Here is a 26,496-nt window from a genome sequence, read left to right on the forward strand (position 1 = left end):
ACCACCTGAGTCGGGCGCGGGGCGCCGGGAGACCCCATAAAGTGGCCTTGAAAGAAGGTCAGTTTGGCGAGTTGAAGGTCCCGCTGACCTGGACGGCGGCGGTGGCCTTGATCGTGGCCGGCATAGTCGCCGTCGCCTTGCTGGTGAATGATCGCCGCGAGACCCTGCAGAACCAGGCCTATGGCGTCACGCGCCAGGCGGTGGACACCGTCGCGGCTCCCGTCAGCGGCGCCGTGTCCGCGCCGGGACGCTGGACGCGGTCGGCCAGCGACTGGATCGGCGACTACTTCTTCGCCGTGTCCGAGAACCGCAAGCTGAAGGCCGAACTGGTCGAGATGCGCCAGTGGCGAGACGTGGCCCTGGCGCAGCGCGATATCAACGAGCGCTACCGCACCCTGATGGGCCTGCGCACCGATCCGCCGATCCCGATGGTGGCGGCGCGGGTCATCAGCGACTCCCGCGGTCCGTTCGCCAACACCCGCCTGGCCGACGCCGGCAAGGACAAGGGCGTGGTCACCGGCAATCCGGTGATGAGCGAGCATGGCCTGATCGGCCGTGTCGTGGGGGTCTCCAGCGACGTCAGCCGGGTGCTGCTGCTCACGGACGTGACCTCGCGCACGCCGGTGATGATCGACCGCACCAACGCCCGCTCGATCCTGACGGGCGACGGCGGGCCCAACCCACGCCTGGAATATCTGCGCGGACGTGATCCGGTGAAGGAGGGCGACCGGATCGTCACCTCGGGCGACGGCGGCGTGCTGCCGCGCGGTCTGCCGGTCGGCGTGGCGGTCAAGGCGCTGGACGGCAGCTGGCGGGTGGCGCTGTTCGCCGACTCCACGCCGATCGACTACGTGCGCATCCTTCTGTTCAAGGACTTCGCCCAACTGGCCGACCAGAAGGGCCTGTCGACGACCCAGCTGCCGAGCATCGACACCGAGGACCCGCAGGCTCGCAAGCCGCAGTCGATCATCGGCAATGCGGTCGCGCCCACGCCGGCGCCTGCTCCAGCCGCGGGCGCGCCGACAACCCCGGCGCCGGCAGCGCCGCGCGTACAGCCTCCTGCCGCGACCCCGCCGCAGCCGACGCCGCCCGCGACGACCCCGGGGACGCCCCAGTGAGGCGCGGGGCCGCCGGGCTTAATCCTGTCCAGTGGCTGGCCGTGCCGATGCTGATGTGCATCGTCGCCGCGATCCTGCTGGCGGCGCCCTTGCGGGTGTTCGGCTTTCAGGCGCCCGAACCGATGTGGGCCATGGTTCCGGCGTTCGCCTGGGGTGTCATTCGGCCGTCGGTGCTGGCGCCGTTCGGGCTCTTGATCCTGGGGCTTTTCTTCGACGGTTTCTGGGGCGGCCCGATCGGCCTTTGGGCGCTGGCGCTGCTGGTGGTGTACGCCGTGGTGATCGCGTTGCGGAACATCCTGAGCGGCCAGAGCCGGGCGATGATGCTGGCCTGGTACGCTGGCTGCACGGCCTTGGCCATGGGGGTCGGCTACGCCTTCATGATCATCAGCGAGCTGGGCCGGCCCAGCCCGTTGGCCATGTTCTGGCAGTTTCTGATCACCGTCGCGCTGTTTCCGGCCGCGGACTGGCTGATCGAGCGGTTCGAAGACTCGGACGTGCGTTTCCGCTGATGGGCGAGCCTTCAATCTTCTTCTCCGAGGTGAACGAGCGGCAAGGCGCGTTCCACCGCCGCGCGTTCCTGATGGGCGGGCTGACGGGCGTCGGCCTGCTGGCCCTGGGCGGGCGGCTGGCGCAGCTGCAACTGGTCGAGGCGGGGCGTTATCAGAAGCTTTCGGCCGGCAACCAGTTCAACTTCCGCCTGGCGCCGCCGCCGCGCGGACTGGTGCTGGACCGCAACGGCGTGTCCCTGGCGTCAAACCGCCCCAACTTCCGCCTGCTGGTGTCACGCAGCACCGAGATGGACGTGGACAAGACCATGGAGGAGCTATCGCTTCTGGTCCCCATCGATCCCGCGCGCAAAAAGCGGCTGATCCGCGACATCAAGGCCAGTCCCAAGAACGCGCCGGTCGCGGTCATGGAGGACATGAGCTGGGAAGAGTTCAGCCGCATCAATGTGCGCGCGCCTGAGCTGCTCGGCGTGACGGCCGACATGGGCGAGGTGCGGGTCTATCCGTTCGGCGGCGCCTTCGCGCACGTGATCGGCTATGTGGCCAAGATTTCCGACCGCGACCTGAAAGCGGCTGGCCCCAATCCCGATCCGCTGCTGCTGCATCCTGGCTTCCGCATCGGCAAGCAGGGGGTGGAGAAGGCCCTCGACATCGAGCTGCGGGGCAAGCCCGGCGCGAACAAGGTCGAGGTGGACGCTCGGGGCCGCGTGGTTCGCGCCGACCCCGAAGGCGACATCCCGTCGGTCCCCGGCAAGGAAGTTCGCCTCACCCTCGACGCCGATATCCAGAACCGCGCGCTGGAGGTGATGGGCAACGAGAGCGGGGCCATCGTGCTGATGGACTGCCGCAGCGGCGACGTCCTGTGCATGGTCTCGGCGCCAAGCTTCGACGCCAACCGTTTCGTGCGCGGACTTTCGGGGCCGGAATACCGGGCGCTGGCCGAGTATGAGCGCCGTCCCCTGCTGGACAAGGCGTTGAGCGGCACCTACCCGCCGGGCTCGACCTTCAAGCCGATGACGGGCCTGGCCTGCCTGGCGGCGGGGATCGATCCGGAGGAACGGGTCCACTGTTCAGGGGGCTGGTTCTTCGGCGGGCGGACTTTCCACTGCTGGAGCCGCCATGGCTCGCAGAACCTGCACGACGCGATCAAGAACTCCTGCGACACCTATTTCTACCAGATGTCGCTGCGGGTCGGGCCGGACAAGATCGCCGAGGTGGCGCGGGCCTTCGGCTTTGGCCAGATCTTCGACATCGGCATCCCCGGCCAGAAGGCGGGCACGGTTCCCGACCGGGAATGGAAGAAGCGCGCCTTCAAGAAGAACCCGGCCAACCAGGTCTGGTACCCCGGCGAGACGCCCAGCTATGCGATCGGGCAGGGGGCTTTGGCGGTCAACGCCTTGCAGCTGTGCGTGATGACCGCGCGGCTGGCCAACGGGAAGAAGGCGCTGAACCCGCGCCTGATCAAGTCGGTCGGCGGGGTGGAGCGTCCGCACGGCGACGAGGTTCCGGACCTGCCGTTCAGCCAGGATTTCCTGAACATCGTGCGCGGCGGCATGGCGTCCGTGGCCAATGACCAGGGGGGCACGGCCTATCGTCAGAGCCAGCTTGGTCTGGGCGACGTGAAGATGGCGGGCAAGACGGGCACGGCGCAGGTGCGGTCCTATGGCTCGGGCTCGCGCAAGATGACGGGCGTGCCGTGGCGGTTCAAGGATCACAACCTCTATATCGCCTTCGCGCCCTATGACGATCCGCGCTACGCCCTGTCGGTCATCATCCAGCATGGCGGCTTGGGCGGCGCCACCGCCGGGGCCCCCCGCGCGCGCGAGGTGATGCGCGTGGCCCTGTTGAAGGACCCCGAAATCCGGGCCCGGATCGAGCGCCCGCTGCCGCTGCCGGAACTGGCGCCCGAGGCGATCGTCGAGGGCGTAGCGCCCGACGCGCCGATCGAGACGCCCGCGCCACCAACGCCGACTCCCACGCCGGAGACGCCGCAATGACCATGAGCGCCCTGACACGGCCCGGCGAACGCGACCGGCTGATCGTCAAGTTCAAGGAGATCGACTGGGTCTTCTGCCTGGCCCTGTGCCTGATCGCCGGGGCCGGCATCCTGATGCAGTTCTCCATCGCCGGCGGCTCGTGGACGCCGTGGGCGCTGTCGACGGCGGGGCGCTTCGCCTTCTGCTTCGTGCTGATGATCTGTCTGGCGATGATCGACCTGCGGGTCTGGTTCGCGCTGTCCTATCCGATCTATGGGCTGGGACTGATCCTGCTGGTGGCGGTGGAGGTGGTGGGCGACATCTCGCTGGGGGCGCAGCGCTGGTTGCAGCTTGGGCCGGTGCGCCTACAGCCGTCTGAGATCATGAAGATCGGGGTCGTGCTGGGTCTGGCGCGCTTTTATCACGGCATGTCGGGCGAGAGCGCGCGGCTGTCGTGGTGGCTGCTGATCCCGGCGGCGATGGTGGGCGTGCCGGTATTGCTGGTGGCGCACCAGCCCGACCTTGGCACCGCGGTGCTGATCGCCGCCACGGGCGGGGCGATCATGGTGCTGGCCGGCCTGTCGTGGAAGATCATCGGGGGCCTGATCCTCGGCGTCGCCGCGGCGATCCCGCCGTTCGTGATGTTCGTGCTGCACGACTATCAGCGCAAGCGAGTGCTGACCTTCCTTGATCCCGAGAGCGATCCGTCGGGATCGGGCTATCACATCCTGCAGTCCAAGATCGCGCTCGGTTCGGGCGGCCTGCTGGGCAAGGGCTTTGGCCTGGGCTCGCAGAGCCAGCTGAACTTCCTGCCGGAAAAGCATACCGACTTCATCTTCGCGACCCTGGCCGAGGAGTTCGGTTTCGTGGGCTGCGCCTCGGTGTTGTTCCTGTTTGGCGCGGTGATCTTCATGGCCCTGCGCATGGCCTCGATCACCCACAGCCATTTCGCGCGATTGGGCGCGGCCGGGGTGACGGCGACCTTCGCGCTCTATGTCCTGATCAATGGCGCCATGGTGATGGGCATGGCGCCCGTGGTGGGCGTGCCCATGGCGATGCTGTCCTATGGCGGCACCGTGATGCTGACCATGATGATCGGCTTCGGCCTGGTGCTGGCGGCGAGAGTCCACCGCTACTCGGAAGTCTCTTCGGGCAAGGGCACGCTGCTGTAGGGGGCGTTTGTCAGTGACCGAAAGGATCTTTTGATGAACTTTCCGGACATGAGACGCCCAATATTGGCCATCTACTTTCTTGCAGGTGTGATGGCTGCTTCCCTACTCGCATCAGCGGCGACGGCTTATGAACCTCCTCAAGCTGTCGTGGCGGCGATTAAAGAGAAGGCGGGGTTTTCGGGCGTCGCCATAGTCGATACCGGTGACGGCGCGCCATTTGTCTATGTGGCCGGCGGTGCAGGTCGCGGTCAGCCCATGACGCCTTCCACTCGTTTCGACATCGGCTCCATCACCAAGCTTATGACCGCTGTAGCGGTCATGCAGCTGAGCGAAGCTGGCTTGGTTAACCTTGAGGCTCCGGTCGGCACATACTTGGCCGATCTCCCGAAGGAAGCGCGCACCAGGACTGTCACAGAGATTTTGCGTCACGAGGCCGGCTTTGGCGATTTCCTTGAGGCGGCGACGCGCGACCAACTCCTGCAAGCGCGCAACAACCACGACTTCTACAATCTTGCCCTGAAGCACCCTGTGGGATCGGCTGGCGCGTTCTCCTACTCCAACACTGGGTTTGTCGTGTTGGGTGAACTCGTCGAGCGGGTCGGCGGATCGCCCTATGAGGCGTATCTGCGAACCAGGGTGCTCGTTCCCGCTGGCGTGCGAGCCGCCTTGTTCGGCAGGTCCGACCGGATCGCGGCCCCCGAAGTTGCGATCGGTCTGATGCGACCAGAAGCCAACGGTGCTCCTCCCCCGAAGGCTCAGAGCGAATTCACTCAGGAAACCACGGCGCTGACCGGTTGGGTGACAAGTGCGGCGGGCGGTCTCTACGTAACCGCGCCGGAGCTGGCGTCATTCGGCCGGGCTCTGCTCGGCAATCGGCTGATATCCGCTTCGGGTCTTGCCAAGCTGTGCCCGCAGGTGTCCGAGAAGACGATGATCCGAGGGCTTGGCTGCATGGTGATGCCCGATGGCGGATTGGGCCACAACGGGGTGCGGCCTGGCATGTACGGCATCATGTTGGCGTCGCCGAAGACGGGCGCTGTGGTTGTCGCGCTCAGCAATCATGACCGTCAAGCTGAAGGCGTCTTCTGGCCGCTTTGGGCGGCGGTGGCGGAACGTTAATAGGCGTCCTGGCGTGGAACGGCCGTAGGATGATCACATCCTCGCTGACTGCCGCGCCCGGTGGGTTCATAAGGGTGCGACGATGGCTGCAGTGAGCTGGAAGACGTGACTTGATCAAGCAGTACGGATGGTCAGAGGCGCTGGCGGGCGTGTTCGAGCAGCAGGCGCGGGCGGGCCATGCGCCGGGGCGGATCGTCGTCCAGCATCGCGACGGCTATCTGGTCGCCACCGACGAGGGGGAACTGCGGGCCAAGGCCTCTGGCAGACTGCTGGAAGAGGTCGGACCGCCGGCCGTCGGCGACTGGGTGGCGCTGTCGATGAACCCGTCGGAGCGAACCGCCACCCTTCACGCCATCCTGCCGCGCCGCACGTCTTTCGTTCGCAGGGCGGCGGGCAGCGCGCAGGGGATGCAGGTCATCGCGGCCAATATCGACGTGGCGTTCGTGGTCACGTCGCTGAACGCCGAGCTGAATGCGCGCCGGATCGAGCGCTACCTGGCCGCCGCGTGGCAAAGCGGTGCGCGGCCCGTGGTGGTGCTGACCAAGGCCGACCTATGTGACGATCCGGACGGGCAGGCCGCGGAGATCGCGGCCCTGGCGGCGGGTTGTCCGGTGATCGTGATTTCGGCGCGGCAGGGCTTGGGGCTGGAGGCCCTGCGGGCCCATGTCGCCCCGGGCGAGACCTGCGTGCTGATCGGCTCGTCAGGGGTGGGCAAGTCCACCCTGGTGAATGCGCTGCTGGGCGAAGACAAGATGGCGACCAACGCCATCCGTGAGGCCGACGATCATGGACGCCACACCACCAGCCACCGCGAACTTGTCCTGCTGCCCGACGGGCGGCTGATCCTGGATACGCCCGGCATCCGCGAAGTAGGGCTGATCGATGCGGAGGAGGGGGTCAGCGTCGTCTTCGATGACATCGAGTTGCTGACGCAGAACTGCCGGTTCAACGACTGCGGCCACGTCAGCGAACCGGGCTGCGCGGTGCGTGCGGCGCTGGAGAGCGGCGCTCTCGATCCCGCGCGCTGGGCCCACTTCCAGAAACTTGGGCTGGAACTAGCGGCGGTGGAGGAGAAGGCCGACCGGGCGGCGCATGAAGCCGAGCGCAGTCGCCTTGCCGCCCTTCAGAAGAAATACCGCGCCACCAAGCGCAATGACCGCGGCGGCGGCGGCGACTGATCGCCGGCGCGGATGCAAGATTTTTCAGAATGTGGCGCGCTTTGCTCGTCGAACGGGTTAGGTGATGGAAACCACACACCACGAGAGTTCAAAAAATGCCCGCTTACACCATCGTCACCACCAGTGTGGTCCAAGGCAGCGATACGGCCGAGGTCAACACGCTCACCGACGATTTCGCCAACGAGAGCGAGGTCCTGGGCTATTCGCGCCGGATGGCTGACGAGATGCTCGACATGGCCGGCCAGCTGTCGCTGGACTTCGACTACAGCAATGTGGGCGTCTATGAGGGCGACTTCCTCGATGAGGACCTCGATCCGGATCACGCCTCGTTCATTGGCGGATGGGTGCTGGACGACGAGAGCGTCGCGTTCGTCCCCGCCGCCGAGTTCCGCGAAGGCGCGGCCGAGGCCAACCCCTCCTAGGGGCCAGTATCGCTTCGTCCGCCGCCCAACTAGCTCAGCGGGCGGCGGCGTCGGTGGCGCGGATCAGGGCGTCGATGACGCCGGGCTCGGTCGAGGCGTGGCCGGCGTCCCAGATGATGTTGAAGCTCGACTTGGGCCAGGCCTTATGGAGGGCGTAGGCGCTCTCCAGCGGGGTGACCACGTCGAAGCGACCCTGGACGATCCAGCCCGGGATGTGGGCGATCTTGTCGACGTTTTTCAGCAGCCAGCCGTCATGCTCGAAGAAGCCCCGGTTGGTGAAGAAGTGGCATTCGATCCGCGCGAAGGCGATGGCGAAATCGACCTCGTTGAACTTGGGCGGCCGGGCTTCGGGGCCACGGATCGAGATGGTGTCGCCCTCCCACTGGCTCCACGCGGCGGCGGCCTCGGCCTGGATGGTGCGGTCGGGGTGGGTGAGGCGCTTGTGATAGGCGGCCATGAGGTCGCCGCGCTCGGCTTCCGGAATGGGTTTGACGAACCGCTCCCAGGCATCGGGGAACAGCATGGAGGCGCCGTCCTGGTAGAACCAGCGCAGCTCGCGCTCCGTCAGCAGGAAGATGCCGCGCAGGACCAGGCCCTCGACCCGGTCGGGATGGGTGATGGCGTAGGCCAGGGCCAGGGTGGAGCCCCAGGAGCCGCCGAACACGGTCCACTTCTCGACGCCTAGCTTCTCGCGCAGGCGTTCGATGTCGGCGATCAGCGACCAGGTGGTGTTGTCGTCCAGGCTGGCGTTGGGGCGAGAGCGCCCGCAGCCGCGCTGATCGAACAGGGCGACGCGCCACTTCGACGGATCAAAAAACCGCCGCATGGTCGGGTTGATCGCGCCGCCGGGCCCCCCGTGCAGGACGATGGCCGCCTTGCCGTTGGGGTTGCCGCATTCCTCGTAATAGATTTCGTGCGGGCCGTCGGTCCGCATCCAGCCGAAGGCGTTGGCGTCGATCTCGGGATAGAGCCCGCGGCGGCCGGCCTGGGACATGACGGGGGAAGCGGCGTTTTGATCCATGCCGTCAACCTACGGCGCCGGATCGACCCTCGCCAGCGCTACAGCGGAAAACGGCGGTCGAGCCAGTCGATGAGCACTTCGTTGACCGCCTTGGGCTGCTCCTGCTGCGTCCAATGGCCGGATCCCTTGATGAGCGCCTTTTCCAGGCCCGGAATGAACTCGTCCATGCGGTCGGCGGAGGAGGGCGGCAGCACGGCGTCGAGTTCGGCCATGACCATCAGGCTGGGCTTGTCGATGGTGGTGGGCAGGTCGGCCGAGGCTTCCCAGTTGCGGGTGAAGTTCCGGTACCAGTTGATGCCGCCGGTGAAGCCGGTTCGCTGGAAGCTTTCGACGAAGACGTCGAACTCGGCGGGGGTGAGGAAGGTCTCGCGGGTGTCGTGAGCGGGGTCGTAGGCCTCGACCATCTTCACCAGCGGGAAGGCCGAGCCATCGCCTTCCTTGCGTTCGGTGGCGAAGCCGGCGGAGGGGCCCTGGTTGGTCGGTGGGCGTCGCAGCATGAAGCCCATGGTCTTGGCCACGTCGCGGCCCAGGATGGCGTCGGCCTCTCCCGGCTTCTGGAAGTGGACGATGTACATGTCCTCGCCCAGGCGGGCGCGCATGACCATGATCGGGTCGACAGGCGGGCGGGGATAGAAGGGCGTATTGAGGCTGATGACGCCGGCGACCCGGTCGGGATGCATCAGCGGCATCTGCCATACGACGATGCCGCCCCAGTCGTGGCCGCAGACCACGGCCTTCTCCACGCCCAGGTGATCCATAAGGCCCACAAGGTCGCCTGTCAGATGGGCCATGTCGTAGTCGGACACCGCGTCCGGCCCGCCGGTGAGGCCGTAGCCGCGCTGGTCCGGCGCGATCACCCAACGGCCGGCGTCGGCCAAGGCCTTGATCTGATGGCGCCAGGAAAAGGCCAGTTCGGGAAAGCCGTGGCTTAGGATGATCGGCACGCCCTGGCGCGGGCCGGCTTCGTAATAGGCGAGGCGGACGCCGTTGACGTCGGCGTATTGAACCGGCGGCATCATATCGATGAGGGCTGACATGGCGTTTCCAAACGTTTGTTCGTGGTTCCCCCGACGGTGACCTCTTCGCCGCCATTCCGCAAGCTTGGACACTTTTCTCGGAGGGGGCGGGGGCGTATGGACGGGGTGTGACATCCTCCCCCGCAATACAGCCCGCCCCTACGCCGTGGCGACTCGTCGTCCTGCTCGGCGCCCTGACCGCGTTCGCGCCCATGTCGATCGACATGTACCTGCCGGCCCTGCCGCAGCTGGCGCGCGACCTGCACGCGCCGCCGGAACAGGCGCAACTGACCCTGGCGACCTTCTTCGCGGGCATGGCGATCGGGCAATTCTTCTATGGGCCCGCGTCTGACCGGTTCGGGCGGCGCATCCCGATCCTGTTCGGCATCGGCGTCTATATCGCTGCGTCGATCGGGTGCGCGCTCGCGGCAAGCATGGACCAGCTCATCATCGCGCGGTTGGTGCAGGCGCTGGGCGGCTGCGCCGGAGCGGTTGTCGCCCGCGCCGTGGTGCGGGACCAGTTCAACCATGTGGACACCGCGCGCATCCTGTCGCTTTTGACCCTGATCATGGGGCTGGCGCCGATTCTGGCGCCCCTGCTGGGCGGGTGGGTGCTGACGGTCGCTAGCTGGCGCGCGATCTTCTGGGTGCTGGCCGGTTTTGGCGTGCTGTGCGGCCTTGGCGTGATCCTGACGCTGAAGGAGTCGCGGTCGGAAGAGACGGCCGCGCAGGCGCGCTCCGAGAACCCCATCCGGGCGTTCCGAGTGCTGCTGAGCAATCGGCGGCTGCTGGGCTACGCCGCGGCCGGCGCTTTGAACGGGGCGGTGTTGTTCACCTACATATCCTCGTCGCCGGAGCTGTTGATCGGCACATACGGTTTCTCGCCCCAGGCCTTCGGTTGGGTGTTCGGCCTCAACGCCTTTGGAGTGATCGGGGCCAGCCAGGTGAACCGGTTGCTGCTTCGTCGCATGACGCCGGACGCCGTGCTGGCGCGGGCCTCGATCGCGGCCGTGATCTTCGCTGTTGTGTTGATGATCGCGGCGGTGACGGGAATTGGCGGGATGTGGAGCGTGCTGCTTCTGCTGTTCGCGGCTCTGGCGTCCTATGGGCTGATGGCGGGCAACACCATGGCGGGGGCGTTGAGCGTCGATCCCCGGCGGGCGGGTTCCGTTTCAGCCCTGATGGGTGGAGCGTCATTCGGCGCGGGCGCCTTGGCGGCCTGGGCCGGCGGAGCGCTGCATGACGGCACGGCCCGGCCAATGGCCGGGGTGATGCTGCTGTGCCTGGCCGGTTCGATGGCGGCGCTGTACCTGCTCGCCCTGCGCAAGCCTCAGTCGGCCTGAAGCGACAGGCTGGCCCAGGCCAGGACCGCCCAGCCGATCATGAAGGACAGGCCGCCCAGCGGGGTGATCATGCCCAGCCAGCGGGGCGCGCCAAAGGCCATGGCGTAGAGCGATCCCGAGAACAGCAGGGCGCCGGCCAGGAAGAAGCCGGGCGCCCAACGCGCGCGATGGGCGCCGAGGCTGGCGACCAGGGCGGCGGCGAAGATGGCGAAGCTGTGGATGAAGGCGTAGGTCGAACCTGTGCGCAGCCACTCGGCCGCCTTGGGGTCGTCGATTCCATGGGCGGCAAAGGCGCCGAAGCCGACCGCCAGAAGTCCGTTGAGGGCGGCGAGGCATAGCCAGACACGTCGGTTCCAGAAGATCATCGGCCGCGGCTCCGTTTGTTCGGTCGGTGTCTAAACCAGTTCGCGGGACTCTGCTAAAGGCCGGGCTATGTCGATCCCCCTACGTCTCGCGCTGGTCTATTCGGCCCTGTTTCTGGGTACGGGCGTAAGTCTGCCGTTCATCGGGGTGTGGCTGGGCGGCAAGGGCCTGAGCGGTGCGCAGATCGGGCTGATCCTGTCGGCGCCGATGCTGGGACGGGTCCTGACCGCGCCGGTGCTGGCGGTCTGGGCCGATGGCTTTTCCCTGCGACGCACGCCGATCGCCTTGCTGGCCGGTGGAGCGGCCGTCGCTTATGGCGCGCTGCTGGCGGTGCAGGGCTTGGGCGCGTGGATGCTGTGCTGGTTCGTGGCCGCGACGCTGCTGCCGATGATCACGCCCCTTACCGACGTGATGACCATGCGCCGCGCCCGCAGCGACGGGTTCAACTACGGTTGGCCCAGAGGCATCGGCTCGGTGGCCTATATCGTCGCCAATGTGAGCATGGGCGCGCTGCTGACCCGGCTGAATCCCAATGTGATCGTGATCTGGACGGCGGTGGCGGCGATCGTCACGGCGGGGGCGGCCATGCTCCTGCCGCGCGACCCGGTCCATGAGGGTGGCGAGCGGCCGGCGCGACGGGACCGCTGGCGCGGGATCGGCGGGCTGTTGCGCGACCGGACCTTCATGCTGATGGCGCTGTCGGTCGGGTTCATCCAAGCCGCACACGCCTTCTACTACGGGTTTTCGGTGCTGCTGTGGCGCGAGCAGGGGATATCCGAAGCCGTCATCGGCCTGTTGTGGGGTACTGGCGTGGCGGTGGAGGTCGGCTTCATGTGGTTCGGCGAACGCTGGCGGCGCAGCGCGGGACCGGAGCGGCTGCTGATCATCGGCGGACTGGCGGCGGTCGTCCGCTGGACAGCCTTTGCGTTCGCGCCGCCGGTCGGTGTGCTGTTCGCCCTGCAGGCGCTGCACGCCATGACGTTCGCGGCGACCTTCATGGCGTCGCTCAGCCTAGTGGAGCGGCTGTCGCCGCCGCAGAGCGCCTCGGCCGCCCAGACGCTGAATTCGGCGCTGTCGTCTGGCTTGATGATCGGTCTGGCGACCATCGCCTCGGGCCCGATCTTCGACCGCTTCGGCGGACACGGCTATCTGGCCATGGCGCTGCTGGCCGTGATCGGCGTGGCTGGGGGGATGGCTCTGCTGCGGCGGTCTCGGGCCTAGATGGTGTAGTCGGCCTCGTGGCCTTCCAGCCAGTCGACGATGCGCTCGGCGGCCTCGACCGGCGAGGTCGTGGTGGTGTCGATGCGAATTTCCGGCTTGTCGGGGTTCTCATAGGGGCTGTCGACGCCGGTGAAGTTCTTGAGCGCGCCGGCCCGGGCCTTCGCGTAGAGCCCTTTGACGTCGCGCTCCTCGGCAACCGACAGGGGCGTATCGACGAACACCTCGACGAATTCGTCCTCGGCCAGCAGTTCGCGCGCCAACTGACGCTCGGCCCGGAAGGGTGAGATGAAGGCGGTGACCACAATCAGGCCGGCATCGACCATCAGCTTGGCCACCTCGGCGATTCGGCGGATGTTCTCGACGCGGTCTTCCTCGGTGAAGCCCAGGTCCTTATTCAGGCCGTGGCGGACATTGTCGCCGTCCAGCAGGTAGGTGTGGCGGCCCAGGACGTGCAGACGCTTCTCGACCAGGTTGGCTATGGTCGACTTGCCGGCGCCGGACAGGCCGGTCAGCCAGACCACACGGCCCTTCTGGCTCTTGAGCGCCGAGCGGGCGGCCTTGTCCACGTCAGTATGCTGCCAGTGGATGTTGTCCGAGCGGCGCAGGGCGAAGCGGATCAGCCCGGCGCCGACCGTGCGGTTGGACAGCCGGTCGATGAGAATGAAGCCGCCCAGATCACGGCTTTCACCATAGGGCTCGAACGGAATGGGCTGGTCCAGGTTGAGATTGCAGACGCCAATCTCGTTCAATTCCAGCCGCTTGGCGGCATTTTCCTCAAGTGTATTCACGTTCACCCGATGCTTGATCTCGGTGACGCTGGCGGTGACCGTGCGCGCGCCGATCTTCAGCAGATAGGGGCGACCCGGCGACAGCGCGTGGTCGTCCATCCAGACGACGGTCGCCTCGAACTGGTTGGCGACGGGCAGGGGATCGGCGGCCGCGGCGACGACGTCGCCCCGTGAGACATCGATCTCGTCCGCAAGGGTCAGGGTCACCGATTGTCCGGCGACCGCGGCGTCGAGATCGCCGGGCAGGGTGACGATCCGCGCCACCGTGCTTTCGCGACCAGAAGGCAGCACCTTCACCCGGTCACCGGGCTTCACCGTGCCCGATGCGATCTGGCCGGCGAACCCACGGAAATCCAGATTGGGCCGGTTCACCCACTGGACCGGCATGCGGAAAGGCTGGTTGCGCAGGTCGTCCTCGACCTCGATCCCCTCCAGCCATTGCATCAGCGTGGGGCCAGAATACCAAGGTGAACCAGAGCCTTGTGCGGCGATGTTGTCGCCCTTCAAGCCGGAAATCGGGATCGGCGTGAAGCTGGTCAGACCGATCTTCTGCGCGAAGGCGGTGTAGTCGGCGACGATGGCGTCGAACACGCCCTGGTCCCAACCGACGAGATCCATTTTGTTCACCGCCAGGGCCACGTGGCGGATGCCCAGCAGGCTGACCAGGTAGCTATGGCGACGGGTTTGGGTCAGGACCCCCTTGCGGGCGTCGATCAGGATCACGGCCGCATCAGCGGTGGAGGCACCGGTGACCATGTTGCGGGTGTACTGTTCGTGCCCCGGGGTGTCGGCGACGATGAACTTGCGCGTCTCGGTCGAGAAAAACCGATAGGCCACGTCGATGGTGATGCCTTGCTCGCGCTCGGCGGCGAGCCCATCCACCAGCAAGGCGAAGTCAATCTCGCCGCCCTGGGTTCCGATCTTCTTGGAGTCGCTTTCGAGGGCCGAGAGCTGGTCCTCGAAGATCATTTTGCTGTCGTACAGCAGGCGGCCGATCAGGGTCGACTTGCCGTCGTCCACGCTGCCGCACGTGATGAAGCGCAGCAGGGACTTGTGCTGGTGCGCGGTGAGATAGGCCTCGATGTCCTCGGCGATGAGGGCGCTCTGGTGTGACATCAGAAATAGCCCTCCTGCTTCTTCTTCTCCATGGAGGCGGACTGATCGTGGTCAATGACCCGTCCCTGGCGCTCGGAGGTGGTGGTGAGCAGCATCTCCTGGATGATCTCGGGCAGGGTGGCGGCGGTGCTTTCGACCGCGCCGGTCAGCGGATAGCAGCCCAGGGTGCGGAAGCGGACGCTGCGCATCTGGGGCGTCTCGCCGGACTTGAGGGGCATGCGGTCGTCATCGACCATGATCAACGTCCCATCCCGTTCAACCACCGGCCGTTCGGCGGCGAAATAGAGGTCGGGGATCGGGATGTTCTCGAGGTGGATGTATTGCCACACGTCCAGCTCGGTCCAGTTGGATAGCGGAAAGACGCGGATGCTTTCGCCCCGGTGCTTGCGGGCGTTGTAGAGGCTCCAAAGCTCCGGACGCTGGCTCTTGGGGTCCCAGCGATGCTCGGCGGAGCGGAACGAGAAGACCCGCTCCTTGGCGCGGCTCTTCTCCTCATCACGGCGGGCGCCCCCGAAAGCCGCGTCAAAGCCGTAGAGATCCAGCGCCTGCTTGAGCGCGGCGGTTTTCATGATGTCGGTGTGGACGGCCGAGCCGTGGGTGAACGGGCCGACGCCCTGCGCCAAACCGTCGGGGTTGGTGTGGACCAGCAGCTCCAGATCCAGCTCTCGGGCCATGCGGTCGCGAAAGGCGATCATCTCCCCGAACTTCCAGGTGGTATCCACGTGCAGGAGCGGGAAGGGCGGACGCGAGGGGTAGAAGGCTTTCATGGCCAGGTGCAGCATCACGGCGCTGTCCTTGCCTACCGAGTAGAGCATCACTGGACGTTCGGCCTCCGCCGCCACCTCCCGCATGATGTGGATGCTCTCGGCCTCCAGCCGCTGGAGGTGGGTCAGGCGCGCCGGATCGGTCGCCGCGGGGGCGATCGAGCGGACGGGCGCGGTTTCGGTATCGGACAGGGCCACGGCGGGTTCCATCAACGCACAACAGGCCGCCGGCCGCGAATGCGGCGGCGGTTCGGCCCTGACATTCAGCTAGAGAACGGCGGCGCATGGGGCAAGGCGAACCGGCGCGATGGGGCGGCCATGTTTTCTATCGGCGCTTTCAGGTGGCGCTCGGCCGCGCATGACTGAAAGTTCATGTTTGGTCACATTGATTTAAGGCTCTGCTTGCAGGATAACCCCGGTTGTCGAACTGGGGATTCTGACTCTTGACCGCGATCGTGGAAATTCTGGCAGCTTTGGTGGTGTCCGCCGCCTGCGCCGCTTTCGCGTCGTTCGGCGTGAACCTGCAGACCCATTCGGACAAGACTCACCTGACCAAGCGTGAGGCGGCCCGCTCTGTGGCTCGCACCCCACAACCGGTGTCCAATGAAGCCGGCCAAACGCCCGAGCCGGTCAAGGCGCGCCGCACCCCCGTCTAAGCCCGTTCCAAGGCGGGATAACCTTCACAGATCATGCGAAGTGGCTTTGCTGGCGAGGTTTTCGCCGGTAGGCTCGATGCGCGTGCGAAGTGGGGCCCTCGCGCGTGTTTTGAGTATGCGGTCCCGTGTTCGCATCGTCGCAGGATCCTGGCAGCCGCATGAAGGCTCGTAAGCGCCAACCGCTAGATTTCTCCGTTCTTCCCGTGGAGCCGCAGACCGCGCAGACGCCCGCGGAGGCCGCGCCTGAACCCGCGCCCGAGGCGAACCCTGACCTGGACCTGGCCATCGTAGAAGCGCCGGGCGCCGAAACGCCCGTTGTGCAGCCCATGGCCGAAACTCAACCTACGGCCACAACGCCGCCCCCACCGCCGGCCGAAGCGCCGACCGCCTATCGCCTGGATGCTCGCGCCGAGCCCGCCAAAGGCGGCGGCCTGTTCTGGTTCGCGGCCTGGGCTGTGGCTGTGCTGTGGAGCATCACCCCGATCGCCTTTGCTCTTGGCTGGCGGCAGACATCCGGCCCATTCGCGTTCGACGGCTTCACCATGGGGCTGTTGCTGCTGCTGGGCGTTGGCTCGGCGGCTTTTGTCCTGCTGGGCGCCTATCTGCTGCGGCAAGGGATGCGACTGGCCGCCGAGGCGCGCCGCGCGCGCCAACTGGCCGACCAGATGCTGACCCCCGCCGCCCTGGCCGCCGCCGGCGCCAGCGACGTGGTCACCGCCGTCCGCCTTCAGATCGAACACGCCAACGCCGCCGCCGCCGAGGCGCGGGAGCGGATGCTGTCCCTGCGCGAGGCCCTGGCCGTCGAGACCGAGCGTCTGGCCGAGGCCGCCTCGACCTCCGCCCGCACCGCCCACCACCTGGCCGAGAACCTGGGCCGCGAGCGCGAGTCCATGACCGTGCTGTCGGCCACGCTCGACGGTCAGGCGTCATCGGTAACCGACGCCATCGCCCGCCAGGCCCGCATGGTGGCGGAAGCCTCGGACCTGGCCGAAGCCCAACTTCGCGAAGCGGAAGCCGCGCTCGCCGCCCGCGCCGCCGACATGGCCGCCGCCGCGGGCGAGGCCAACGCCGCCGCCCGGACAACCGCCGACGACCTGTCGCGTCAGATCGCCCGCCTAGAGACCGCCGGCGTCGGTGTTGGCGAACAGCTGCGGTCGGTCGAGCTGGCCCTGACCAACCAGCGCACGGCTCTGGTGGACGCGGCGCAGGCTCTGCGGGCCGATCAGGAAGACTTCGCCGCCGAGACCGAGACGCGCACCGCGCAGCTTTCGGAGTTCGTCGGCCATACCCGCCAGAGCGCGGGCGAGCTCAATGAGGTTTCGACGCGCGCCGCCGAGACCCTGACGGGCCTGATCGCCTCGACCACCGACCAGTTCCGCCAGATCGCGGAGTCGGCCAAGGAGGAGCGCGAGGCCCTGGGCATAGAGGCTGGCCGTTCCCTGGGCGCCGTGGCCGAGGCCGCCGCCGCCGAACGCGCGCGCCTGGAGCAGCAACTGTCCGGCGCCTTCGAGGGGCTGTCGGCAGCCGCCGAGCAGGCGCGCAAGGCGGCCGACCAGCACGCCGATGCGGCCATGGCTCGCGTGGACCAGTTGAACGAAGCCGCCTTCGCCGCCGGCCAGAAGGCCGACGCTATCTTCGAGGCGCGCCTGAACGACGCCCGCGAACTGATCGAACAGTCCGCCATGATGGTCGAGCAGGCCGGCGCCCGCACCGCCCAGAAGCTGGAGGAGGGCATCGGTCGCGCTCGCCATACGCTGGGTGAGCTCGAAATCCTGATGGCCGAGGTCGCTGATCGCGTTCGCGGCCTGCCGGATGACGCTTTGCAACAGGCCGAAGCCGTCAAACAGGCGGTCGAGCGGGGCGTGGGCGAACTGCTCAGCGCCGCGCGTCAGGCCGCCGAGGAGACCCAGGCGATCGACGCCGCCTTCCAGGCCCGCGTCCGCCGCAACTACGACGTGCTGAACGAGGCGGCGAGCCAGATGAACGCCGCACCGCCGCCGCGCCAAGCCAGCCCCGCGCCCGCGGCTTTCGCGGTTCCGCCCGCGCCCCGGACGCGCGCTTCAACCGTTGCGCCCGACGCCCCGGCGTCTTCGGAGGCTGGCCTGCGTCCGCGACTGCGTCTGACCCCGACCGCCACCGACGAGGAGTTCCGTTCGGTATTCGGCGGCGCCGGCGGCCCCACGGATGAGGCGGCGCCGGAAGCGCCAGCCGACCGTGGCGACTGGTCGTGGAAGGATCTGCTGTCCACCATCGACGATGGATCAGCCGACGACCAGAAACTCGGCGAGAAGCTGCATGCCGAGATCGCCGGCATGGGCATCGATCCCGCGGCCCTACTGCCCAAGTCCCGCCTGGACGATATCGCCCAGGTGCTGAAGACCGGCGACCGGGCGGCGACCCGTGAGGTGGTCAAGAAGCTGGCCCCGGCGGCCACGCGTCGCCTTGTGCGCCGCCTGTTCTCCGACACCGCCTTGCGCACCCAGGTCGATCGATTCCTGCGGCGTCAGTCGGCTATGATCGATGAAGCGGCCGAGCAGGATCGTGACGGCCATCTGATCGCCAGCCTGGTCAGCTCGGACGTGGGACGCACCTATCTGCTGCTGGAAGCGGCGGCCGGCGACCTGGGCTGATGCGCCTGATCGTCCGTGACGAGCGCTGGCCCATCGCCGGCGCCTTCACCATCGCCCGCGGCTCCAAGACCGAAGCCCATGTGGTGGTCGTCGAGATCGAAGACGGCGGCGTGATCGGGCGAGGGGAGTCCACGCCCTATTCCCGTTACGGCGAGACTGTCGAGGGCGTGCTGGCGCAGATCGAAAGCCTGCGCACGTCGGTGGAGCAGGGTGTTGACCGCGCGGGTCTGCAGCCGCTGATTCACGCTGGCGCCGCGCGCAACGCGGTGGACTGCGCCCTGTGGGACCTGGCGGCCAAGCAGGTTGGGCGTCCGGTTTGGGGGCTTGCCGGGCGTAGCGAGCCGGGGCCTGTGGAGACCTGCTACACGCTCAGCCTGGCCGCGCCCGAAGTGATGGAGCAGGCCGCCCGCACGGCGTCGCATCGGCCCTGGTTGAAGCTGAAGATCGGCGGGCCCGATGATCTGGCCAGGGTCGAAGCGGTGCGTCGCGCCGCCCCTTCCTCGAAACTGGTGGTCGATGCGAACGAGGGTCTGTCATTCGACGACTTGCGCCGCCTGACCCCCGACTTCGCCCGGCTGGGCGTGCGGATGATCGAGCAGCCGTTGAAGGCCGGCGAGGACGATGCCCTGGAGGGCTATGACAGCCCCGTGGTGCTTTGCGCCGATGAGAGCCTGCACACGCGTGAAGAGCTTGCGGCATGCGCGCGGCGCTATGGGGCGGTGAACATCAAGCTCGACAAGACCGGGGGGCTCACTGAAGCCCTGGCCTTGGACGATGATGCGCGGGCGCTGGGATTGCAGGTAATGGCCGGCTGCATGGTCGCCACTTCGCTGGCCATGGCGCCGGCGATGCTTGTCGCGCAAGGGGCGGCGGTCGTGGACCTGGACGGTCCGCTGTTGCTGGCGCGGGACCGTGACCCTGGCCTGAGGTTCGAGGGGTCGGTGATCCATCCGCCGCGCCCCGAGCTGTGGGGGTGAGATGAAGCGGCTGTTTGACCTCGCCGGTGCGGGTGTTGGTCTGTGGTTCCTGTGGCCGGCGTTGCTGGTGGTCTGGATCATCGTGAAACTGGATTCGCCAGGGCCGGGTCTGCACTGGTCCAAGCGGGTGGGGCGGGACAACCGCCTGTTCGCCATGCCGAAGTTCCGCACCATGCGGATCGATGCGCCACAGGTCGCGACGCACCTATTCAGCGATGCTGATGCGTTTCTGACGCCCATCGGCAAGACCCTGCGCCGGTTCAGTATCGACGAGTTGCCCCAGCTATGGAGCGTGCTGATCGGCGACATGAGCCTGGTTGGGCCTCGACCAGCCTTGTTCAATCAGGACGATCTGGTGGCGCTGCGGACTGAGCAGGGAGTCCACAACCTTCGGCCCGGACTGACCGGATGGGCCCAGATCAACGGCCGGGATGAAATCTCGATCAGGGAGAAGGTCGATCTGGATCGCGAATATATGGATCGCCAGTCGCTGGCTTTCGACCTGAAGATCCTGATCGCCACCTTCGCTCCGGTGATCAGCGGTCGCGATTTCTCACGATAATTCAAAGCGTGGCCGCAACTGATTGTGGCTCATGTGGTTTTTCGCTCAACGGAGCGATTGCCATGACCGAAGAGCGATATGTGGTGCTGCGGTACCGTGACGGCTGGACCGTCAATATCGGGGCCGACATCGTCAGTCTTCACCCCAGTCAGGAGGCCGCGCGTGACGCCGCCGAGAAGCGGGTTGAGGAGGCGCAGTCGGAAGGGCGCGATGCGGAATTCCTAGGCGTTTTGAACAACCACGCTCACCTTGAAGAGGATCGATAGCCCTCTCAGTTCTTCTGCTGTGGACGCCTCGCGAGCAGCAGTTTAAGCGGCCATCGACGGGTTCATGCCGCTGCGGCAGGCCCCTATCATCTCAGGCCTGAACGAGGCCTCTGAACGGAGCCGCCATGTCCAATCCGGCCCTTGATCTTGGTCGCGCGCCGCCGACCGGCCGCCATGTGAAGCAGAACGCCGAGTTCCTCGACAGCCTGCTCGCCGAGGCGATCCGCTATCTGGATGGCGACGAAGCGGCGGAGTTGGTGGAACGGGCGCGCAAGGCGGCGGCGGAAGGGGGCGGCGGCGAACTGGCCGGCCTGTTCACCGGGCTGTCCGCAGATCAGGGTCTCTTCCTGGCGCGCGCCTTCGCCTATCACTCGCTGCTGGCCAATATCGGCGAGGACGTGGCTGGACGCCGACGTCATGCCGAGGCGGAGGTCATGCCGGGGAGCGAGCGGCCATTGACCCTGGCCGCGGCCGTGGCGCGGGTGCGCAAGGAGAACCCCGAGCGGCTGGACGCCCTGTTGAATGGGCTGAATGTGGTTCCGGTCCTGACCGCTCACCCCACGGAGGTTCGCCGTCGCGGGGTCGTGGATCGCGAGTTCGAAATCTCCCGCCTGATGGCGTTGCGCCGGCACCATCTGCCGGCCGACCTGGAGGCGCAGATTCGCGCCGACCTGTTCCGTGAGATCGCCTTGCTGTGGCGTACGCGCCAGCATCGGCCCGAGCGGATCACGGTTCGGGACGAGATCCGCAACGCCCTGTCGATCGTCCGCACCTCGATCCTGCCGGCCATGGTCGACCTTTACGGCGCCTGGTCGCAGGCGGTGGAGGACGGCGCCGCCGTGCCGCCGATGCTCAAACTGGGCACGTGGCTGGGCGGCGACCGCGACGGTCACCCCGGCGTGGATGGCGAGACCTTGAAGGTCGCCCTGCGGTCGCAGGCTCGCATCATCCTGGATTTCTACGCCGGTCAGGTGCGCAAGCTGTGGTCGGATCTGGCGATCTCGACCGAGTACACCGAGGTGTCGGCCGACCTGCAGGCCATGGCCGATCTGAGCGAGTCCGCCACGGACGTGCATCGCAAGGACGAGCCATATCGGCTGGTGCTTTCGGACATCTTCGAGCGCCTGTCCGCGACGGCCCAGAAGCTGGCGGGGCAGCCGGTGTCCTATGCCCTCGGTCCGTCCAAGGCCGAGCCCTATACCGGCCCAGAGGCGTTCATCGCCGATCTTGAGACGGTTCGGGACTCCCTGAGCGACCACGAGGGCGCGCGGCTGCTGGGATCGACCCTGCGGACCCTGCTGGATGTGGCGCGTGCCTGCGGTTTCCATCTGCTTGCCGTCGATTTGCGCCAGAACGCGGACGTTCACGAACGCGTTCTGCATGAACTGTTCGCGCGCACGGGCGCCGAGGCGAACTATCTGGGCCTGGACGAGAAGTTCCGGGTGCCGCTGCTGCTGTCGGAACTGGCCCATGAGCGGCCGCTGCGCTCGCCCTTCGTCACCTATTCGGAGGAGACGGAAAAGGAGCTGAAGACCATCGAGAGCGCGGCCGAGGCCATCCGCGATTTCGGGGCCGCGGCCATCGGCGCCTATGTGGTGTCCAAGGCGGCGACCGTCTCCGACATCCTGGAGCCTCTGGTGTTGCTCAAGCAGGTCGGCGTGGTGACCGGGGGGGCGGAGCCCTCAACGAGCATCTTCGTCAGTCCGCTGTTCGAGACCATCGGCGACCTGGAGCGCGGGCCGGACGTGATACGCGCGTGGCTGGACCTGCCCATCGCCAAGGCTCTGCTGGGCGACCGCCCGGTGCAGGAGATCATGCTGGGCTATTCGGACAGCAACAAGGACGGCGGCTATGTCGCCTCCCGCCGAGGTGTCGCGGCGGCGGCGTCGGCCCTGGCCGAGGCGGCGCAGAGCAAGGGCGCGGGCGTGCGCTTCTTCCACGGTCGCGGCGGTTCGGTCGGGCGGGGTGGCGGACCCGCGGCCGAGGCCGTGCTGGCGCAACCCCCTGGCACCGTTCAGGGCCGCATGCGCATGACCGAGCAGGGCGAGATGATCGCCCGCCGCTATGGCGACCAGCCCACGGCGCGGCGCAACCTGGACGGCATGACCGCCGCCGTGCTGCTGGCCAGCGTCGATGAGAAGATCGAGCGCGCGCCGGAAGCCATTGAGACGGCGATGAACGCCCTGGCGCAGTCGTCTTTCGAGGCCTATCGCGCCCTGGTTTATGATGACGCCGGTTTCGAGGACTTCTTCTGGTCGGCGACGCCTGTGGGCGAGATCGCGCAGCTGAACATCGGGAGTCGCCCGTCCTCGCGGACAGCCAGCCGCAAGATCGAAGACCTGCGGGCCATCCCGTGGGTGTTCTCCTGGTCGCAGGCGCGCTTCATGCTGCCGGGCTGGTACGGTTTCGCCTCGGGTGTCGAGAAGGCGGGCCTGTCGGTCGAGCAGCTTCAGGGACTGGTGGGGGAATACGATTTCTTTTCGGCGCTGCTGTCGAACATGGAGCTGGCCCTGGCGCAGAGCGACATGACCATGGCCGCCCGCTATGCCGAGCTTTCGCCGGACCGCGTGGCGGCGGAGCGGATTTTCGCGGCCATCAAGCGCGAGCATGATGCGGCGGTGAAACTGGCCCTGGCGATCAGGGGCGGGGAGGCGTTGCTCGACAACCAGCCTCAGCTGGCGGAGTCGGTGCAACTGGCGAGCCATTCTGTCGATCCGCTGAACCACCTGCAGCTGGAGTTGCTGCGTCGCCGGCGTGCGGGGGATGAAGACCCCCGGATCAAGTTGGCGATCCAATCGACGGTGGCGGGGATCGCGGCCGGGCTGCGCAACACAGGCTGATCTTCGTATACGAAAGGGCTTGCCTTGCGAGGTGATCCTGCCATTATTGACACCGGTGTCACGACTCCCATCCTGACACACCAGTTTCGTCGGCCTGCCGACGTCACTTAGCGGCTCTTTCGGGAGCTCGCTCCTGCGCAAACTGGGGCGCCGCGTTGTCGGCGCCCCATTTTTTCATCGCCAAGCGGGTTCAAACTGGAGCCTGGGCGTGACATGACAGCGCTCGCAATTTGAACCTCTGGCCCAGGCGTACAGCGATGACCGACACGATCGAAACCTACATGGACCTGGCTCCGGTCATGGCCGTGGTCACCATCGCCGATGTCGCTCAGGCCGTGCCGATGGCCAAGGCCCTAGTGGCCGGCGGCTGCACGACCATCGAGGTCACCCTGCGCACACCCGCCGCGCTGGACGCCATGCGCGCCATCGCCGACGCGGTGCCTGAAGCGGTGATCGGGGCCGGCACGGTTCTGAGCTCCAAGGATCTGGAGGCTTCGGCCAAGGCCGGCGCCAAGTTCGCCATCTCGCCAGGCGCGACCCCGGCCCTGCTGGCCATGGGCCGTGACGGATCGATCCCGTATCTGCCGGCGGTGGCCACGGCGTCCGAGTTGATGGCCGGGCTGGAGCACGGCTATCGCGCCTTCAAGTTCTTCCCCGCGGTGGCGGCCGGCGGCGTGGCCATGCTGAAGAGCTTTGGCGGCCCGTTCCCGTACGTCCGCTTCTGCCCCACGGGCGGGGTCACGCTGGAGACCGCGCCTGACTTCCTGAAGCTGCCGAATGTCGCCTGCGTAGGCGGGTCGTGGCTGACGCCAGACGCCGCCATGAAAGACGGCGACTGGGGAAAGATCCAGAGTCTCGCGCAGGCGGCGACCGACGCGCTCGCCGCCTTCAAGGCCTAGGCGGGAACGGCGGCCAAGCTCGGCGGTTCTTATGGCTTCAAGACAAGCCTGAAGGGACGGCCATGGCGGACTTCGAGATCGACAAGCTGGTCTTTGGTCCGCTGGACGTCGATTTAAGCCGATCGCCGCTGCGCAAAAGCCTGGACGCGCCGACCTTCGTGCTGGGCGCCTTCAATCCCGGCCTCTGCAGACTGCCCAATGGCAATCTGCTGCTGATGGTGCGAGTGGCGGAGGCGCTGCGCGATCCCATCGACGAAAGGCACGTCTACAGCATCCGATGGACGCCGGACGGGTACGTGCGCGACGCCTTTGCGCTGGCTGACGCCAACACCGCCGACCCACGTGTCTTTCAACTGACCCATCACCATTCGCGGGTGCTTGGGCTGACATCTCTGTCCTGGCTTTTGCCGGTGGAGCTGACGCCGGACGGGCTGGAGGTGGCGGCGGTCCACTACGACCGGGCCATAGAGCCGGAGGCGTCGTACCAGATGTACGGGGTCGAGGACCCACGCATCACTCTGATCGACGGGGTCTATTACATGACCAGCTGCTCGGTCAGTCCGGAGCGGCATTCGACGACGCTGTACACCTCGACCGACGGCATGGATTGGAAGCTCGAGGGGATCATCCTCGATCATCAGAACAAGGACATGCTGTTCTTCGAAGGCACGATTGACGGGGCCTTCCATGCGCTGACCCGACCGCAGGGAGAGTGCTACTTCGCCTATCCGCCCGACAGCGAATGGCTGGGCGGGGCCTCTATCAACCTGGCGCGTTCGCCGGACGCCCTGCACTGGCGGCCGCTCCACGGCACGGGCATCCGGCCGCGAAAGGGCTCGAAAGCCAATATGCGCCTGGGCGGCGGGGCGCAGCCGGTGCGGACCGATAAGGGTTGGCTTGTGCTGTATCACGGCGTGCAGACCCAGGACCTGATCGGGATCTACCGCACCTTCTGGGCGCTGCTGGACCTGGATGACCCCAGCAAAATCCTGCGGCTGGAGGATGAAATCCCGCTGCTGGAGGGGCGGGCGGATCTGACCGCGCACTTGGAAGAGCATATGTACATACACGACGTGGTCTTCACGACCGGGATCGCCGATGGAGGCGAGGTCTGGATCGTGGCCTCTGGCGAGGCCGATCTTGCCTGCCGCATGACTCACATTCCCAAGAGCGTCTTCGACTGAGGCTTGCCTTCACCCGCGCCGGACGCCAAAGCCGGGCGATGATCGTTTCCATCCATGACCCTGACGATCCGCGGATCGCGGCTTATCGCGACGTGCGCGAGCGTGATCTGGTGGGGCGAGAGGGACTGTTCATCGCCGAGGGCGAGGTGGTGCTGCGCTGCCTGATCCGCAGCCCGCGTTGCGAGACCCTGTCGCTGCTGTTGCTGGAGCGTCAGGCGGAACGGTTGGCCCCCATGCTGGCGGACCTTCAGCCGGAAGTTTCGGTCTATGTGGCGGACCCGTCAGTGATGGACGCCATCGTCGGATTTCCGATTCATCGTGGGATTCTGGCTCTTGGGCGGCGACCGGTAGAGCCGGGCGCCGATGACCTTCTGGCTAGCCTGCCCGAACGCGCCGTTGTGCTATGCTTGTTCGGGATCGCCAATCACGACAACATGGGCGGGCTGTTCCGCAACGCCGCCGCCTTCGGGGTTGATGCGGTCCTGATGGACTCCGACTGCTGCGATCCGCTTTACCGCAAGGCGATCCGGGTGTCGGTCGGCGCCGCGCTGTTGACGCCTTTCGTGCGGCTCACTCCGGGCGCTGATGTGGTCGGGCTGCTGGAACGGCAAGGTTTCCAGCCTCTGGCCTTAAGCCCGAGCGGTGAGCGGACGTTGGCCCAGACGGTGAGACCAGATCGCGTCGCGGTGCTGCTCGGCGCCGAGGGCCCAGGACTGTCGCCGGATTTGATGGCCAGAGCGACGACGGTGCGCATTCCCATGGCGGGCGGCTTTGACTCCCTGAACGTATCGACCACGGCCGGGATCGTCCTGCATCACCTGACCAGCCAATGAAAAAGGGCCGTCCCTCTTGGGACGGCCCTTCCATCGTCGTGGCCGCGGCCACGAAACCGAACTGATCAGCCCATACGAGCTGTCAGGCGGAAACCTCGGTCTTGAGGCTCCAGGTCACGGCTTGAGACCGCGGTTGGAGACAATGAGACACTGGATCACCTCCTTTCAGCTGTTGAACAGGAAGTCGAATATGGAGCCGGTTCGCGCCCGGCGCCAAGCGGCGTTTTCGCGCAGGTCAGTTGAGCGCGGCGGAGACCGCCCAGAGCACCGCAGCCCAGATCGCGCCACAGAAAGAGAGGGCGGCCAAAAGCGTCCAGTTGAAGCGCACCTTGGTGGTCGCGCGCCGGTCCTTGTTGGACCAAGTGATCCCGGTCGTTCGCTGAGCGTATTGATCCACTACGGATTTCTCCCTGGGCCCACAAAACCCAGAAGGGTTGGCCGGGTTGCATAACGTCGATCTTTAAACCCTATGTCGCGCAGCGACTTGCGGCGTTCATCGGGAAATTGCGGCAATCTGCGCCGGTCT

25 protein-coding genes are annotated in these 26,496 nt (G+C 66.8%); 18 read left to right on the plus strand and 7 right to left on the minus strand.

Translation table 11 applies throughout. From position 1 onward, the window contains the following. The first annotated feature begins 41 nt into the window (after window positions 1-41). From mreC to O5K31_RS08725, 7 genes are all read left to right on the plus strand, one after another. Window positions 42-1,118 carry a rod shape-determining protein MreC gene (mreC, locus tag O5K31_RS08695; RefSeq protein ID WP_269716902.1) on the plus strand — a complete coding sequence of 359 codons (1,077 nt, stop codon included), beginning with the start codon at window positions 42-44 and terminating at the stop codon, window positions 1,116-1,118. Further along, a complete protein-coding gene (locus O5K31_RS08700; RefSeq protein WP_332367278.1) occupies window positions 1,115-1,627 on the plus strand; it encodes a hypothetical protein in 513 nt (170 codons plus the stop codon). Before mreC ends, O5K31_RS08700 begins: the two co-directional genes overlap by 4 nt. Next, a complete protein-coding gene (gene mrdA / locus O5K31_RS08705) occupies window positions 1,627-3,621 on the plus strand; it encodes a penicillin-binding protein 2 (protein WP_269716903.1) in 1,995 nt (664 codons plus the stop codon). Before O5K31_RS08700 ends, mrdA begins: the two co-directional genes overlap by 1 nt. After that, window positions 3,618-4,772, plus strand: coding sequence for a rod shape-determining protein RodA (rodA, locus tag O5K31_RS08710; RefSeq protein ID WP_269716904.1), 1,155 nt, complete (start codon window positions 3,618-3,620; stop codon window positions 4,770-4,772). Before mrdA ends, rodA begins: the two co-directional genes overlap by 4 nt. A 33-nt stretch (window positions 4,773-4,805) precedes the next feature. Then, window positions 4,806-5,891 carry a serine hydrolase domain-containing protein gene (locus tag O5K31_RS08715; protein ID WP_269716905.1) on the plus strand — a complete coding sequence of 362 codons (1,086 nt, stop codon included), beginning with the start codon at window positions 4,806-4,808 and terminating at the stop codon, window positions 5,889-5,891. Window positions 5,892-6,001: 110 nt separating this feature from the next. Beyond that, entirely contained in the window at window positions 6,002-7,069 is a 1,068-nt protein-coding gene (gene rsgA / locus O5K31_RS08720; protein ID WP_269716906.1) for a ribosome small subunit-dependent GTPase A, read from the plus strand. A gap of 95 nt (window positions 7,070-7,164) precedes the next feature. Next, a complete protein-coding gene (locus O5K31_RS08725; protein ID WP_269716907.1) occupies window positions 7,165-7,491 on the plus strand; it encodes a hypothetical protein in 327 nt (108 codons plus the stop codon). Window positions 7,492-7,525: 34 nt separating this feature from the next. Here O5K31_RS08725 and pip read toward each other — a convergent pair whose 3' ends face one another. Beyond that, window positions 7,526-8,512, minus strand: a complete 987-nt coding sequence (gene pip, locus O5K31_RS08730; RefSeq protein ID WP_269716908.1) for a prolyl aminopeptidase — start codon at window positions 8,510-8,512, stop codon at window positions 7,526-7,528. A 38-nt stretch (window positions 8,513-8,550) separates the two neighbouring features. Beyond that, entirely contained in the window at window positions 8,551-9,549 is a 999-nt protein-coding gene (locus O5K31_RS08735; protein WP_269716909.1) for an alpha/beta fold hydrolase, read from the minus strand. 107 nt (window positions 9,550-9,656) lie between these two features. Here O5K31_RS08735 and O5K31_RS08740 point away from each other — a divergent pair, with 107 nt between their 5' ends. Continuing rightward, window positions 9,657-10,871, plus strand: coding sequence for a multidrug effflux MFS transporter (locus tag O5K31_RS08740; RefSeq protein WP_269716910.1), 1,215 nt, complete (start codon window positions 9,657-9,659; stop codon window positions 10,869-10,871). Here the strand turns inward: O5K31_RS08740 and O5K31_RS08745 are convergent. Further along, window positions 10,859-11,236, minus strand: a complete 378-nt coding sequence (locus O5K31_RS08745) for a DUF423 domain-containing protein (RefSeq protein ID WP_269716911.1) — start codon at window positions 11,234-11,236, stop codon at window positions 10,859-10,861. The genes O5K31_RS08740 and O5K31_RS08745 overlap by 13 nt on opposite strands. Before the next feature lie 67 nt (window positions 11,237-11,303). Between O5K31_RS08745 and O5K31_RS08750 the strand changes: the two genes are divergently transcribed. Next, entirely contained in the window at window positions 11,304-12,455 is a 1,152-nt protein-coding gene (locus tag O5K31_RS08750) for an MFS transporter (RefSeq protein WP_269716912.1), read from the plus strand. Here the strand turns inward: O5K31_RS08750 and cysN are convergent. After that, window positions 12,452-14,359: a sulfate adenylyltransferase subunit CysN gene (gene cysN / locus O5K31_RS08755; RefSeq protein ID WP_269716913.1), complete on the minus strand. Its 1,908-nt coding sequence runs from the start codon at window positions 14,357-14,359 to the stop codon at window positions 12,452-12,454. The genes O5K31_RS08750 and cysN overlap by 4 nt on opposite strands. Then, window positions 14,359-15,321, minus strand: coding sequence for a sulfate adenylyltransferase subunit CysD (gene cysD, locus O5K31_RS08760; RefSeq protein ID WP_269716914.1), 963 nt, complete (start codon window positions 15,319-15,321; stop codon window positions 14,359-14,361). Before cysD ends, cysN begins: the two co-directional genes overlap by 1 nt. 245 nt (window positions 15,322-15,566) lie before the next feature. Here cysD and O5K31_RS08765 point away from each other — a divergent pair, with 245 nt between their 5' ends. The 9 genes from O5K31_RS08765 to O5K31_RS08805 all read left to right on the plus strand — a co-directional run bounded on the left by O5K31_RS08765 (window position 15,567) and on the right by O5K31_RS08805 (window position 25,970). Then, the gene (locus O5K31_RS08765) at window positions 15,567-15,779 is read left to right on the plus strand and encodes a hypothetical protein (protein WP_269716915.1); all 213 of its coding nucleotides are present in this window, start codon (window positions 15,567-15,569) and stop codon (window positions 15,777-15,779) included. 158 nt (window positions 15,780-15,937) lie between these two features. Beyond that, window positions 15,938-18,409, plus strand: a complete 2,472-nt coding sequence (locus O5K31_RS08770) for a polar localization protein TipN (RefSeq protein ID WP_269716916.1) — start codon at window positions 15,938-15,940, stop codon at window positions 18,407-18,409. After that, window positions 18,409-19,386, plus strand: coding sequence for an N-acetyl-D-Glu racemase DgcA (dgcA, locus tag O5K31_RS08775; RefSeq protein ID WP_269716917.1), 978 nt, complete (start codon window positions 18,409-18,411; stop codon window positions 19,384-19,386). Before O5K31_RS08770 ends, dgcA begins: the two co-directional genes overlap by 1 nt. A gap of 1 nt (window position 19,387) precedes the next feature. Continuing rightward, a complete protein-coding gene (locus O5K31_RS08780) occupies window positions 19,388-19,948 on the plus strand; it encodes a sugar transferase (protein WP_269716918.1) in 561 nt (186 codons plus the stop codon). 62 nt (window positions 19,949-20,010) lie between these two features. Beyond that, window positions 20,011-20,214: a DUF2188 domain-containing protein gene (locus O5K31_RS08785; protein ID WP_269716919.1), complete on the plus strand. Its 204-nt coding sequence runs from the start codon at window positions 20,011-20,013 to the stop codon at window positions 20,212-20,214. Between the two features lie 125 nt (window positions 20,215-20,339). Next, a complete protein-coding gene (gene ppc / locus O5K31_RS08790) occupies window positions 20,340-23,054 on the plus strand; it encodes a phosphoenolpyruvate carboxylase (RefSeq protein WP_269716920.1) in 2,715 nt (904 codons plus the stop codon). A gap of 257 nt (window positions 23,055-23,311) precedes the next feature. Next, on the plus strand, window positions 23,312-23,953 hold the full coding sequence (eda, locus tag O5K31_RS08795) for a bifunctional 4-hydroxy-2-oxoglutarate aldolase/2-dehydro-3-deoxy-phosphogluconate aldolase (protein WP_269716921.1): 642 nt from the start codon (window positions 23,312-23,314) through the stop codon (window positions 23,951-23,953). Between the two features lie 62 nt (window positions 23,954-24,015). After that, window positions 24,016-25,137 (plus strand): glycosidase, encoded by a 1,122-nt coding sequence (locus O5K31_RS08800; RefSeq protein ID WP_269716922.1) that lies wholly within the window; start codon window positions 24,016-24,018, stop codon window positions 25,135-25,137. A gap of 38 nt (window positions 25,138-25,175) precedes the next feature. Then, window positions 25,176-25,970 carry a TrmH family RNA methyltransferase gene (locus O5K31_RS08805; RefSeq protein ID WP_269716923.1) on the plus strand — a complete coding sequence of 265 codons (795 nt, stop codon included), beginning with the start codon at window positions 25,176-25,178 and terminating at the stop codon, window positions 25,968-25,970. Between the two features lie 82 nt (window positions 25,971-26,052). Here the strand turns inward: O5K31_RS08805 and O5K31_RS08810 are convergent, their stop codons facing one another. Together O5K31_RS08810 and O5K31_RS08815 are read right to left on the minus strand one after the other, a co-directional pair. Continuing rightward, a complete protein-coding gene (locus O5K31_RS08810; RefSeq protein WP_269717031.1) occupies window positions 26,053-26,139 on the minus strand; it encodes a hypothetical protein in 87 nt (28 codons plus the stop codon). A gap of 66 nt (window positions 26,140-26,205) precedes the next feature. Beyond that, window positions 26,206-26,367, minus strand: a complete 162-nt coding sequence (locus tag O5K31_RS08815; RefSeq protein ID WP_269716924.1) for a hypothetical protein — start codon at window positions 26,365-26,367, stop codon at window positions 26,206-26,208. Window positions 26,368-26,496 lie beyond the last annotated feature (129 nt).

The organism is Caulobacter sp. NIBR2454, from assembly GCF_027474405.1.
In the GTDB taxonomy this organism is placed as follows: domain Bacteria; phylum Pseudomonadota; class Alphaproteobacteria; order Caulobacterales; family Caulobacteraceae; genus Caulobacter.

Coding starts and splice junctions, on each gene's coding strand:
- dgcA (WP_269716917.1), top strand. CDS start 18,409: ATGCGCCTGATCGTCCGTGACGAGCGCTGGCCCATCGCCGGCGCCTTC.
- mrdA (WP_269716903.1), top strand. CDS start 1,627: ATGGGCGAGCCTTCAATCTTCTTCTCCGAGGTGAACGAGCGGCAAGGC.
- O5K31_RS08805 (WP_269716923.1), top strand. CDS start 25,176: ATGATCGTTTCCATCCATGACCCTGACGATCCGCGGATCGCGGCTTAT.
- O5K31_RS08780 (WP_269716918.1), top strand. CDS start 19,388: ATGAAGCGGCTGTTTGACCTCGCCGGTGCGGGTGTTGGTCTGTGGTTC.
- cysN (WP_269716913.1), bottom strand. CDS start 14,359: ATGTCACACCAGAGCGCCCTCATCGCCGAGGACATCGAGGCCTATCTC.
- O5K31_RS08735 (WP_269716909.1), bottom strand. CDS start 9,549: ATGTCAGCCCTCATCGATATGATGCCGCCGGTTCAATACGCCGACGTC.
- eda (WP_269716921.1), top strand. CDS start 23,312: ATGACCGACACGATCGAAACCTACATGGACCTGGCTCCGGTCATGGCC.
- O5K31_RS08800 (WP_269716922.1), top strand. CDS start 24,016: ATGGCGGACTTCGAGATCGACAAGCTGGTCTTTGGTCCGCTGGACGTC.
- O5K31_RS08785 (WP_269716919.1), top strand. CDS start 20,011: ATGACCGAAGAGCGATATGTGGTGCTGCGGTACCGTGACGGCTGGACC.
- O5K31_RS08715 (WP_269716905.1), top strand. CDS start 4,806: ATGAACTTTCCGGACATGAGACGCCCAATATTGGCCATCTACTTTCTT.
- ppc (WP_269716920.1), top strand. CDS start 20,340: ATGTCCAATCCGGCCCTTGATCTTGGTCGCGCGCCGCCGACCGGCCGC.
- O5K31_RS08745 (WP_269716911.1), bottom strand. CDS start 11,236: ATGATCTTCTGGAACCGACGTGTCTGGCTATGCCTCGCCGCCCTCAAC.
- O5K31_RS08750 (WP_269716912.1), top strand. CDS start 11,304: ATGTCGATCCCCCTACGTCTCGCGCTGGTCTATTCGGCCCTGTTTCTG.
- pip (WP_269716908.1), bottom strand. CDS start 8,512: ATGGATCAAAACGCCGCTTCCCCCGTCATGTCCCAGGCCGGCCGCCGC.
- O5K31_RS08770 (WP_269716916.1), top strand. CDS start 15,938: ATGAAGGCTCGTAAGCGCCAACCGCTAGATTTCTCCGTTCTTCCCGTG.
- rodA (WP_269716904.1), top strand. CDS start 3,618: ATGACCATGAGCGCCCTGACACGGCCCGGCGAACGCGACCGGCTGATC.
- O5K31_RS08725 (WP_269716907.1), top strand. CDS start 7,165: ATGCCCGCTTACACCATCGTCACCACCAGTGTGGTCCAAGGCAGCGAT.